12 protein-coding genes are annotated in these 9,340 nt (G+C 72.6%); 9 read left to right on the top strand and 3 right to left on the bottom strand.

Annotated elements, in window-relative coordinates:
* A partial coding sequence (locus VR45_RS36150; RefSeq protein WP_286163624.1) for a serine protease occupies nucleotides 1-809 on the top strand: 809 nt, incomplete at its 5' end.
* Here the strand turns inward: VR45_RS36150 and VR45_RS48145 are convergent.
* Nucleotides 776-1,480: a helix-turn-helix transcriptional regulator gene (locus tag VR45_RS48145; protein WP_045944163.1), complete on the bottom strand. Its 705-nt coding sequence runs from the start codon at nucleotides 1,478-1,480 to the stop codon at nucleotides 776-778. The two genes, VR45_RS36150 and VR45_RS48145, sit on opposite strands and share 34 nt — an antisense overlap.
* Nucleotides 1,481-1,921: 441 nt before the next feature.
* Here VR45_RS48145 and VR45_RS47520 point away from each other — a divergent pair, with 441 nt between their 5' ends.
* Genes VR45_RS47520 through VR45_RS36190 form a run of 7 tightly spaced genes read left to right on the top strand, consistent with a single transcriptional unit; the run spans nucleotide 1,922 to nucleotide 7,659 of the window.
* A complete protein-coding gene (locus VR45_RS47520) occupies nucleotides 1,922-2,191 on the top strand; it encodes a phosphopantetheine-binding protein (RefSeq protein ID WP_045944164.1) in 270 nt (89 codons plus the stop codon).
* On the top strand, nucleotides 2,184-3,002 hold the full coding sequence (locus tag VR45_RS36165; protein ID WP_199926071.1) for a 3-oxoacyl-ACP reductase family protein: 819 nt from the start codon (nucleotides 2,184-2,186) through the stop codon (nucleotides 3,000-3,002). Before VR45_RS47520 ends, VR45_RS36165 begins: the two co-directional genes overlap by 8 nt.
* Nucleotides 2,999-3,538, top strand: coding sequence for a MaoC family dehydratase (locus VR45_RS36170; protein WP_045944166.1), 540 nt, complete (start codon nucleotides 2,999-3,001; stop codon nucleotides 3,536-3,538). Before VR45_RS36165 ends, VR45_RS36170 begins: the two co-directional genes overlap by 4 nt.
* On the top strand, nucleotides 3,535-4,383 hold the full coding sequence (locus VR45_RS36175; RefSeq protein ID WP_052709643.1) for an SDR family oxidoreductase: 849 nt from the start codon (nucleotides 3,535-3,537) through the stop codon (nucleotides 4,381-4,383). Before VR45_RS36170 ends, VR45_RS36175 begins: the two co-directional genes overlap by 4 nt.
* A 22-nt stretch (nucleotides 4,384-4,405) precedes the next feature.
* Nucleotides 4,406-5,689: a beta-ketoacyl synthase N-terminal-like domain-containing protein gene (locus VR45_RS43020; RefSeq protein WP_052709644.1), complete on the top strand. Its 1,284-nt coding sequence runs from the start codon at nucleotides 4,406-4,408 to the stop codon at nucleotides 5,687-5,689.
* The gene (locus VR45_RS36185) at nucleotides 5,686-6,996 is read left to right on the top strand and encodes a beta-ketoacyl-[acyl-carrier-protein] synthase family protein (protein ID WP_045944167.1); all 1,311 of its coding nucleotides are present in this window, start codon (nucleotides 5,686-5,688) and stop codon (nucleotides 6,994-6,996) included. Before VR45_RS43020 ends, VR45_RS36185 begins: the two co-directional genes overlap by 4 nt.
* An 18-nt stretch (nucleotides 6,997-7,014) precedes the next feature.
* The gene (locus VR45_RS36190) at nucleotides 7,015-7,659 is read left to right on the top strand and encodes an alpha/beta fold hydrolase (protein WP_078897275.1); all 645 of its coding nucleotides are present in this window, start codon (nucleotides 7,015-7,017) and stop codon (nucleotides 7,657-7,659) included.
* A gap of 68 nt (nucleotides 7,660-7,727) precedes the next feature.
* On the opposite strand, the gene VR45_RS50335 is transcribed toward VR45_RS36190, so the two are convergent.
* Together VR45_RS50335 and VR45_RS36200 are read right to left on the bottom strand one after the other, a co-directional pair.
* On the bottom strand, nucleotides 7,728-7,919 hold the full coding sequence (locus VR45_RS50335; RefSeq protein WP_045944168.1) for a DUF397 domain-containing protein: 192 nt from the start codon (nucleotides 7,917-7,919) through the stop codon (nucleotides 7,728-7,730).
* Between the two features lie 8 nt (nucleotides 7,920-7,927).
* Nucleotides 7,928-8,782 (bottom strand): helix-turn-helix transcriptional regulator, encoded by an 855-nt coding sequence (locus tag VR45_RS36200; RefSeq protein WP_045944169.1) that lies wholly within the window; start codon nucleotides 8,780-8,782, stop codon nucleotides 7,928-7,930.
* Nucleotides 8,783-9,086: 304 nt separating this feature from the next.
* On the opposite strand from VR45_RS36200, the gene VR45_RS36205 reads away from it, so the two are divergent.
* The coding region (locus VR45_RS36205) for an ATP-binding protein (protein ID WP_045944170.1) at nucleotides 9,087-9,340 on the top strand (254 nt) is incomplete at its 3' end.

Raw genomic sequence — 9,340 nt, forward strand, 5'->3', positions numbered from 1 at the left:
CCGTCCCCGCCGCCGTCCCGGTCACCGGGACGGAGCCGTCGGCGTCCGCGGAGCCGTCGGTGCCGTCGGAGCCGGATCCGGCCACCCAGTCGGCCGCGTCCACTCCCACGTCCACTCCCACGACGGCGGCCCCCACCACCCCCGCCGACGGGCCGCTCGGCACCACCGCCACCGCCCCGGCCACCCCCGAGGCGGCCACCGTCGGCGCCCTGTTCACCGGCACCGTCCGCCCGGGCAACCACTTCTGCACCGCCAGCGTGCTGCACAGCACCACCGGGAACCTGCTGCTCACCGCCGCCCACTGCCTCGACGACCCGAGCGGCGTCATCTTCGCCCCGGGCTACCGCGACGGCCGCGCCCCGTACGGGACCTGGCGGGTCACCGCCGTGCACACCACCACCGGCTGGTCCCACGGCGGAGACCAGGACGAGGACTTCGCCGTCCTGGAGACCGCCGCCGACGCCGCCGGCCGCCGGGTCGAGGACGTGGTCGGCGGCAACACGCTCGGCACCGACGAGCCCTTCGGCACCGCCGTCCGGCTCTACGGCTACCCCGCCGGCGGCGAGTTGCCCCTGCTGTGCACCAACACCACCGGTCGGCAGAGCGCCTACCAGCGGGTCGTCGACTGCCCGGACTATCCCGGCGGCACCAGCGGCGGACCCTGGATCTCCACCACCACCGGCCATGTCGTCGGTGCCATCGGCGGCTACCAGCAGGGCGGCGACACCGACGACATCTCCTACAGCGCCTACTTCGACCACACCGTCGCGGCCCTCTACGCCGAGGCGGCCGCCGCGGCCGCCTCCTGACCGCCGTAGCGGGTCCGGTGCCGGGGGAGGGAGCGCACCCGGGCGACGGCGGCCGGTACCGCGGCCGGCCCGAAACTGCCGACCGCCCGGAACCAGGCCGCGCGCCAGGCGGCGATCCGGTCCCCGGGGATGCCGCAGCAGCGGACGTAGGTGACCAGCAGCGGTTCCGACGGCATCCGGAGCCCGGCCAGCACGTCCGCCAGGGTGCTGCGCGGCAGCGCCCCGAAGCCGCCGGTCCGGGCCCGCTCCTGGAGTTCGCGCAGCGAGGGCTGCCCGGCCGCCAGCCGCAGCCGGTGCATCGCCTCCAGCAAGTGGGCCGGCTCGTAGACCAGTTCGAGTCTTCGGGCCCGCCCGCCCGCCGGTGCCGCGCCCGGCCGCCGTTCGGCGCGGGCGGCTGCCGTGCCCGTACCGGTGGCGGCCCGTTCCCAGCGCTGCCGCGCCTCGCGGACCGAAGCCCCGCAGGCCGCCGCGTACGCCTCGACCACCCCCAGCCGGGGCAGGGCGGAGCCGCTGTCGGCCCGTGACAGCGTGGCCGGCGAGCACCCCGAGCGGGCGATCCGGTCGGCCATCTGCCGGTAGGTGAGGCCGGACTCCGCGCGCAGGGCGCGCAGCCAGTGGGCCAGTTCGTAGTGCGGTGCCGCCGGGGGCACCGCCTTCTTGCGTCGCGCCATTGCCGCCTCCCCACGGCGTGCCGCCCGGTCGGCCGTCGTTCCCGGTAATGGCCGGAACCTGGTCCGACCGGTTCGGCCAGCCGACTGCGATGCGATGTCGTGAATCGCCTCGAATGACGTTCCGGGTGGTACACGTAAGGGTGCGACCACGGTAGTCATCGAGTTCTCCCAAGGTCAATCCCCTTTGCTTCTTCTTTGCATCGCCCGGTGTTGTAGAAGTTGCCACCGCGGGGGCTTGTCAGGAGCGGTTGATTCAATTCGTCCGGAATGCGGTGGGACGGATTCCGCCGCCCTGGCCTGGACGAAGGGAGGTCCGGACGGCGTTCCTCCGAGGCGGTTGTCCGGCGCCGGCGGGATGAGTGGCCCTTGCGGTGGGCTTTACCGGTCTGTTGGCATTGGCAGCGTCCGCAGCGGTATTTCGGAACTCTCGAAGGAGACATTATGTCGCCCACGGAAAACGCCGATTTCAACGTCCTGGTCGAGCTGCTCAAGGACGTCAAATCCGGACTGGAAGGACAGTCGATCACCCCGGCCGACTCGGTGGTCGAGGACCTCGGGCTGGATTCCCTGGACCTTCTCCAGCTGGCCCGGAAAATCAACCGCCGGCTCGGCGTCGACTTCGACCTGGACAACTGGAACGAGACCGCGGCCGAGCACCGCCGCACGGTCGGCTCGATCCTGGCCGTGGTCGCGGCGGCCCAGCGTGTCTGAGCGGGCCGGCGTGTCCGACCGGGCCGGGGCCACGCCCGGCACCGGCCGGGTCGCCCTGGTGACCGGCGGCTCGCGCGGGATCGGCGCGGCCGTCGTGCACCGCCTGGCGGCCGACGGGCTGACCGTGCACCTGGTCTACCGCGAGGCCGAGGAGGCCGCCCGGAACGTCGTCGCCGCCGTCACGGCGGCCGGCGGCCGGGCGGTCGCCCACCGCGCCGACGTCGCGGACGAGAAGCAGATCGTCGACCTGGTCGAGCGGATCGCCGAGCGGGAGGGCGCGCTGCACGTCCTGGTCAACAACGCGGCCGTGATCGACGACCGGCTGGTCGCCGCCACCCCGACCGCGCACTGGGAACGGGTGCTCCGGATCAACCTCACCGGCCCCTTCCTGGCCTGCCGCGAGGTCCTCCCGCTGATGCTCGACCAGGGCTGGGGCCGGATCGTCAACATCTCGTCCAACTCCGTGCGGATCCCCGGCCCCGGCCAGAGCGCCTACGCCGCCGCCAAGGGCGGGCTGGAGGCGCTCACCCGGACGCTGGCCGTCGAGGTCGGCCGCAAGGGCATCCGGATCAACACGGTGGCCCCCGGCAAGGTGCGCACCGAGATGACCGACGCCGTCGCCGAGCGGCTCGGCTCGGACGGCGCCGGCACCCGCTGGGGCCTGCCCGAGGACATCTCCGGCCTGGTCGCCTTCCTGGCCGGCGAGGAGGCCGACTACATCCAGGGCCAGACCTTCACGGTGGACGGCGGCCGGCTGGTGATGCGGGCCGCCGCCGGGGCCCGGCCGCGCCGGGCGGGGGTGCCGGCGTGAAGTACTGGGAGGACCTGGTGGGCGCGCCCGACCACCGGTTCGGTCCGCTGGTCTTCGGCGGCGACCTGCTCGACCGGTTGCTCGACCTGATGGGCGAGAAGCACCCCGTCCACGACGACGACGCCTTCGCCCGGGCCCTGGACCGCACCCGGCGGATCGTGCCCGGCGGCTTCATCCACTCGATCACCTCCGGCTGGGTGGTCCAGCACGGCTCGCCGGCCGCCGTCGTCGGCCTGCGGACCCTGGCCTGGGACTTCGTCCGCCCGCTCTACCCCGACACCCCGTTCTGGTTCACCACCCGCACCGGCCGGTCCGTCGAGATCGACGACCGGCTCGGGCTGGTCGAGTCCACCCGGCGGGTGCACGACGACAACGACCGCACCTACGCGATCGGTCGGATGAGCGTGGTGGTGCTGCGCCGCGCCGCGGCCGTCGCGCTCGAGCCCGCCCCGGACCCGGCCGCCCCGGGACCCGACACCGACCCGGCGCGGGCGGTCACCGCCCCCGCCCGGACCAGCGAGAGGACAGAACGATGACCGACGACACCGCGCACACCCCGCCGGCCCCGAGGCCCGGTCCGCTGGTACCCCGCCCGCTGGAGGGCCGGGTGGCCCTGGTCACCGGCGGCTCGCGCGGCATCGGCGCCGGCATCAGCCGCAAGCTCGCCGCCTGGGGCGCCACCGTGGCGATCAACTACGTCGACCGGGAGGGCCCCGCCAAGGAGCTCGCGGCCGAACTCACCGAGTCCGGGGCCAAGGTGACCCTGCACCGGGCCGACCTGTCCGAGCCGACGGCCGCCGAGGAGCTGCTGGCCGAGGTCGGCGAGGCCCACGGGGACCTGCACATCCTGGTCCAGAACGCGGCGGCCACCAAGTTCTCCCTGCTGGAGAACGCCACCCTCAGCCAGTGGCAGTTCGTCCAGGACACCAACGCCCGGGCCACCTGGCTGCTGGCCAAGCACGGGGTGCCGCTGATGAAGGGCCGCCCCGGCGCCCGGTTCATCACCATCACCAACTCGACCACCTCCCGGATCGTGCCGCGCGCCGGCCTGCTCGGCGCCGCCAAGGCCGCGCTGGAGAACCTCACCCGCTTCCTCTCCTACGAGCTGGCCCCGCACGGCATCGTCGCCAACTGCGTCCGCCCCGGTCTGGTGCAGACCGGCGTCTTCAGCGTCCGGCCCGACTTCAACCACGGGGTGCGGCACGAGCAGGCGGTCTCCCCGTGGCCGGACGGACACATGACCACCCCCGAGAACAGCGCCGACGTGGTCGCCATGCTCTGCCTGGACGAGGCCGCCTGGATCGTCGGGCAGACCATCACGGTGGACGGCGGCTACGCGCTCTGGGGCAACCTGAACAGCCCGCTCCGGGTCGGCGAGTGACGCGGGGAAGGGGGACCGCGCCATGTCCGACGTGATCGTGACCGGCACCGGGGTGATCTCCCCGGCCGGCCTGGGCACCGAGCAGCTCTGGTCCGCGATGGCCGCCGGCCGTTCGCTCTTCGGCCCGGCCGGACCGCTGCCCTGGCCGGTGGCCGCGGTCGACCGCGGCGCCGTGGAGTGGCCGTCCGGAAAGCCCTGGGTGGACAACCGCAAGTACGCCAACCTGGCCGCCCACTGGGCGGTCGGGGCGGCCCGGCTCGCACTGCGGCAGGCCGGCCGCGACCCGGACGCCCCCGACAGCCCCGGCTGGGGGGACCCGGAGCGCGGCGGCACCGTGATGGCCGTCGGCAGCACCGGCGACGAACTGGGCGACGTGATGCCCAGGCTCGCCGGGATGGCCCTGGACGACCCGCGCCCGCTCGCCACCCTGCTGTACGAGGAGGTGCCGGACTACTCCTACATCCGCGGCATCCCCTCCCAGCTCGGCCAGTTCGTCTGCATGGCGACGGGCTTCCGGGGCTCCAACGTCGCCGCCTACGGCGAGGTGGCGGCCGGCGGCCTGGGCGCGCTGGCGCTCGCGCTGCGGCTGCTGGAGAGCGGCGAACTCGACCGGGTGCTGGTGGTCGGGGTCGCCCCGCCGTCCTCGGTCACCGCGCTGCACTCCTTCGACCGGGACGAGCCGATCGGCACCGAGGCCGCCCCCGGGCGCGGCCCGTTCGACGAGGGACGGGCCGGACCGCTGCTCGGCCAGGGCGCCGCCGCCGTCCTGCTGGAGCGGGCCGCCCCGGCGGACGCCCCGGCGCCCCGGGCGCTGGCCCGGCTGCTCGCCTGCGAGACGGTGGTCGCCGCCGACCGGGCGAGCGCGACCGGCCTGGCGGTGCGGGCGGCGCTCCGCCGGGCCGGCGAGCGGCCGGACCACTGGTGGGCGCACGGCTCGGGCTCGCCGGCCGCCGACCGGGAGGAGTGCTCGGCCGTCCTGCCCCAGGTCGGCGCCGTGCCGGTGACCAGCAGCAAGGGCACCCTGGGCCTCGCCCTGGAGTGCTCGGCACTGATCGACACCGCCCTCGCGGTCGAGTCACTGCGGCGCGGCCAGCTGCCGCCGGTCGGTCTGCTGCGCCGTCCCGACCCGCGGCTGGGCGGCCCGGACACCGTGACCGGGGAGGCCCGTCCGGTGCCGGGCCCGGGTACCGCCCTGATCACCGGGATCGACCACGGCCGGAGCAGCGCCTCGGCCGGGGCCCTGGTGCTCGGCGGCGTCACCGGGGGCCAGGGCGACCACCAGGCACGGCGGGAGGAGGAGCTGTGACGGACGAGGACATCGTGATCACCGGGATGGGTGTGGTCACCCCGATCGGCGCGACCGTGGAGGACTTCTGGGAGGCCAACCTGGCCGGCCGGTCGGGCGTGGTCGCCGAGGAGCGGATGGACCTCGGCGGACTGCCCTGCGGCTGGGCGGCCGGCCTGATCCCGGAGGACATCAAGAAGGAGGTGGCCGAACGCTGGGGCGCCCCGGACCGCACCTGGGGCGACACCCTGCTGCACAGCGTCGTGGACCAGGCGCTCACCGATGCGGGCATCACCGGCCCGCTCGGCGGCGAGGCCGCCGGACTGGTCTGGTCCCGGGTCTGGCCGGGGCCGAGCGGCTCCTTCCCGCAGGACTACGCGGTCCACTTCCAGGAGCTCGGGCGGCGGTACCGGCGGATCGGCAACGGTCCGGCGGAGGTGCTGGAGAACCTGCGCGGCCGCCGGCTGTCGGCGGAGGCCTCGGACCACTCGGCCTTCCCGGTCGAACTCGCCGGACGGCTGGGCGTGCCGCTGATCGCCTCCCGGGTGGAGGCCACCTGCTCCGGCGGCCTGCGCTCGATCGCCGAGGCGGTCCGGCTGCTGCGGCTCGGCCGGGTGGAGGTCGCCGTGGTCGCGGTCTCGGTCTCCCGCAACACCCAGTACGTGCTCTCCCAGTACGGGCAGCTGATGGCGCTGTCCCGCTGGAAGGGCGATCCGGCCCTCTCGTCGATGCCGTTCGACAAGCGCCGCTCCGGCATGGTGATCAACGAATCGGCCGGGGCGCTGGTCCTGGAGACCGCGGGCCACGCCGCCCGGCGCGGCCTGGCCGGGGCGCACGCCGTGGTCGGCGGCTGGGGTCTGGCGGTGGACACCACCCACATCACCGCGCCGCAGGTCGGCATGGTCGAGCGGGTGATGCGCACCGCGATCGCCGGCTCCGGGCTGACGCCGGACGACATCGACACCGTCAACGCGCACGGCACCTCCACCAAGCTCAACGACATCACCGAGGCCCGGGCGCTGCACCGGGTGTTCGGCGAGCGCACGGCGGAGCTCGACGTCTGCGCGGTGAAGTCACTCACCGGGCACGGTTCGGCGGCGTCCGGGGTGGTGGAGACGGTGGCGGCGGCGCTCACCCTCGGGCGGGGCGTCGTTCCGCCGGTGGTGACCTGCACCGAACCGGACCCGGCCTGCGCGGTGAAGACCTCGCTGACGCCGGTGGAGCGGCCGGTGGCCACGGTGCTGAAGAACTCCTTCGGCTTCGGCGGGCAGTACGCGTCCATGGTGTTCAAGCGCGCGGCGCAGCCCCGTCGGGCCCCGGTCCGGTGAGCGGCGGGAACGCGGTGGGTGCCGCGCGGCTGCTGTGTATCAGAGACAGGCCTCGGCCAGGGCCCGGAGAGCCTGGTGGAGGTGGCCGAGCGGTTGGACCTGGCCCGGGCGGGCATCCGCGGGGTGTTCCCGCAGGCGCCGCTGCGGCCGATCGGCCGGGTGTCCGGCGACCCGGTGCGGGCCTGGTTCGAACAGGATGTGTTCGCCCTGGAGAACCCCGGCCCGGCGTCGCTGCCGGGCGTGCTCGCCATCGAACGGCGGCTGCGGGCCGTGCTCGACGAGGAGACCGCGAGGGTGGGGGCCGGGCGGGTGGTCGTCGCGGGGTTCTCACAGGGGGCGCTGATGGCGCTGGTGCTGGCGCTGCGGTATCCGCAACGGCTGGCGGGGCTGGCGCTGTACGCGCCGTTCCTCCCGGACGAGGCGGTGCCGCTGCTGGCGTCGCGCCGGTCGGCCGTTTCGGTGGACCTGCCGGTCTGGGTCGGTCATGGTGCGTTCGACTGGATCATCCCGGAGAAGAGCGGGGCGAAGGTAAGGGATGTGCTGGCTGAGTGGGGACACCCGGTGGGCTGGCAGCGGTATCGGGCCGGTCATGAGGCGTTCGGGGGAGTGAAGCGCGCCGTGCCGGAGTTTCTTGAGCGCGTACTCGGCCCCACCGGGGACTGACGGCGGGCTCGAACCTTGCGGATGACTGTCAGCGGCCCTCGCTCGAAACGAGCGAGGGCCGCTGGTGGTTAGGAGTGGTGGTCGAGTTCGCCGGCTTTGATGGCGTGGAGGAGTTCGGCGAAGGTGGCGCCGGTGGTGTGGAGTATGAGTTCGCCGTCATCGGACTCCCGGAGTTCGACCAGCCCGCCCACGGTTCGGACCTCCACACAGTTTTCACTTGAGCTGCTGAAGGAAGACTTCTGCCAGTTGCTCTGATGCATCTCGATCCCTACAAAGTTCGGGCTGTACGGCTGATCAGGTCGCGCGATTCGTCCTCTGTGAGCGCCTGCTTCTCGATGCGCCCGAACGTTGCACGGTAGGCCGCGAGTTCACCCGGGGCGTCGAAGAAGAAGGGTCCCCGTGAGGACTCCATCTCAGTGGTATCCAGCTCCGGCACCTCGCCGAAGCTGTAGATGATGCTCTCGATCGGGCCTGGCTGGGTATCCACACTGAAGGGGATCACGCGGATGCTTATGGTCTCCCTGTGTGAGTCATCGACCAGACAGTCAAGCTGCTGCCGCAGTACATCGGTGCCGCCATAGCGTGTGATCAGGCATGATTCGTGAAGGTAGATCTCCAGCTTCTTCCGAGGGTCTCGGAGGAAGAGGTTTCTGCGCTGCGTTCGGAAGGCGATCCGCAGATCAGTCTCATGAACGGTGAGCTGGGGAATGACCCGACTGAACATCCCCTTCGAATAGTCTCCGGTTTGCAGGAGCCCCGGAAGGAATGCGGACGTCCAAATCTTGATCGTTCCTGCGGCGAAATCCTCATGCTCCGCAGATTCGAGGAAGGTGCTGGGGATCAGGCCGCGATACTCCTCCCACCATCCCTTCGTCCGATCCTGCGTCATGTTGCCCAGTGCGTCGATCAGAGGTTCGTTGAGGCACTTGCAGGCGTTGGTGATGGCGCGCAGGCGCTGGCGGCTGACGCCGATCCTGCCGGACTCCATCTGGCTGATCTGACTCACGTCGATGTCGAGGATCCGGGCAAGCTGCGGACCGCTGAGTGTCGTGGCCTCGCGAATCTTTCGCAGCTCGGCACCGAGCCTGCGTTGCCTGAAGGATGGGTGGCGGCGTGGCGGCATGCGTTCGTTCCTTACGTGAATGGCGCCAAGTCTGCCGCCCGGCAGTCGGATCGGTCCACCACTCCCTTCCCGGCTTCCCGCTTGAGGGTGATGTTTGAGCTAGTCGGTATCTCATGGGGAACTCTTGCTGTAGCGTCGGCCTCCGATGCGATCCGATGGATCGTCAGTAATGCCTGTTCACAGGGCAGTAGGCGCCTGCTGCCCTCTTGCGCCGCAGAGCAACCGGCTTCGGCCCGGCCTGGCTCACGGTGACGTTCCACCGACACTCCCCTCCCCACCCCTGCCTCTCCCTCGGAGGTTTCTCATGCGTGCCTTCAGCCCGCCCGACTGGTCCGCCGCCCGTGAGGAGCTGCGCACCGCGCTCACCCTCTCCTCCTGGCCGGACGACCTCGTCGCGGACGCCGAACTCGCCCTCCACGAGCTGTACGTCAACGCCTGGCGCCACGCCGGCTGCCAGGCGCCGACCGTCGTGGTCGTCCTCCTGCCCACCCGCACCCTCCGTGTCTCCGTCGCCGACGACAGCCCCACCCTCCCCGAACCCCGCATCTCCGCCGACCC

The organism is Streptomyces sp. NRRL S-495 (genome assembly GCF_000966955.1).
Taxonomy (GTDB): Bacteria; Actinomycetota; Actinomycetes; order Streptomycetales; family Streptomycetaceae; genus Kitasatospora; species Kitasatospora purpeofusca.

Excerpts from the sequence above, each read along its gene's own strand:
- VR45_RS48145 (WP_045944163.1), bottom strand. The coding sequence starts at position 1,480 with ATGGCGCGACGCAAGAAGGCGGTGCCCCCGGCGGCACCGCACTACGAA.
- VR45_RS47520 (WP_045944164.1), top strand. The coding sequence starts at position 1,922 with ATGTCGCCCACGGAAAACGCCGATTTCAACGTCCTGGTCGAGCTGCTC.
- VR45_RS36175 (WP_052709643.1), top strand. The coding sequence starts at position 3,535 with ATGACCGACGACACCGCGCACACCCCGCCGGCCCCGAGGCCCGGTCCG.
- VR45_RS43020 (WP_052709644.1), top strand. The coding sequence starts at position 4,406 with ATGTCCGACGTGATCGTGACCGGCACCGGGGTGATCTCCCCGGCCGGC.
- VR45_RS50335 (WP_045944168.1), bottom strand. The coding sequence starts at position 7,919 with ATGCATCAGAGCAACTGGCAGAAGTCTTCCTTCAGCAGCTCAAGTGAA.
- VR45_RS36200 (WP_045944169.1), bottom strand. The coding sequence starts at position 8,782 with ATGCCGCCACGCCGCCACCCATCCTTCAGGCAACGCAGGCTCGGTGCC.